The sequence below is a fragment of the Komagataeibacter kakiaceti JCM 25156 genome (assembly GCF_000613305.1).
Window position 1 is genome coordinate 1 of record NZ_BAIO01000588.1, and the last position, 1,300, is coordinate 1,300.

Below are 1,300 nucleotides of genomic sequence, written 5' to 3' on the forward strand. Positions count from 1 at the left end.
TGCCGTCAGCCAGCGGGGCCAGCGTGTGGGCGATGGCCGAAAGCGGCAGCCGGGTAAGCTGGGCGATGTTCAGCCCCGCCAGCGTCACGCGCAGCGCATCGGGGTTGAGACGCTGGCCATGGCAGGCGGGGCAGGGTGTCGCGGTCAGAAAGCGTTCGGCGCGCCTGCGCATGGTGGCGCTTTGCGATGTGGCGAAGGTGCGCAGCACATAGCGCCGCGCGCCCGTGAACGTGCCGTTATAGGCAGGGGGAACGTGGTCATGGATCGCGCGCCGTACGGCGGCATGGTCCAGCCCCGGATAGACGGGGAAGGTGGGCGTTTCCTCCGTATAAAGGATCCAGTCGCGTGTAGCGGCGGGCAGGTCGCGCCACGGGCAGTCCACATCCACGCCCTTGGTGATCAGGATATCGCGCAGGTTCTGCCCCTGCCACGCGGTGGGCCAGGCCGCCACCGCGCGCTGGCGGATGGACAGGCTGTCATCAGGCACCAGCAACTCCGTGGTCGTGTCCATGATGCGGCCCTGCCCGTGGCATTGCGGGCAGGCCCCGGCGGGCGTGTTGGTGGAAAAGGATTCCGCTTCCAGCCGTTCCATGCCTGCCGGGTAACGGCCCGCGCGGGAATAGAGCATGCGCAGCAGGTTGGAGAGCGTGGTGATGCTCCCGACCGAGGAACGTCCCGTTCCCGTGCCGCGCTGCTGTTGCAGGGCGATGGCGGGGGGCAGCCCCTCGATCGTGGTGACATCGGGCACCGGCATCTGCCGGAACAGCCGCCGGGCGTAGGGGGAGACGGATTCAAGGTAGCGGCGCTGGGCCTCGGCATACAGCGTGCCGAAGGCGAGCGAGGATTTGCCGGAGCCCGAAACCCCCGTGAACACCACCAGCCTGTCACGCGGGATGTCCACGTTCACGTCTTTCAGGTTGTGTTCCCGCGCGCCGCGAACATGCGTGAAACCTGTCTGATTGCCCGGCCCGGTGGAAACGGGTGCGGTCGTGGGGAACTGCGGCATGAAATCGGGTCTTTATGTGAGATGCCGGAAAACACCGGCGTTATGACATCCTATGGCCGTTGGGGGACGGCAGGCAACCGGAACGGGGAGTTATGTTATCGCACATTATGTATTTGACAGGGAGCCGGTCATATCCATCACGCTTGACCGATGGGTGCAGGCAGCGCATCAGGAAAGGCAGCGTTATGACAGGCTGAATGAGCGGGGCAGGCGAAGTATGAAAAGGTTCATCACACTGGGCGTATCCCTGTGCCTGTATTCGGGGTGTCTGGGTGCGGCGGGGGCATGGGCGGC

At 65.5% G+C, this 1,300-nt stretch carries 1 pseudogene; it reads right to left on the bottom strand.

Going from position 1 to position 1,300, the window contains the following annotated elements:
• Positions 1 to 1,006: pseudogene (locus tag JCM25156_RS16880) on the bottom strand (excinuclease ABC subunit A); the annotation flags it as partial.
• Between the last annotated feature and the right edge of the window lie 294 nt (positions 1,007 to 1,300).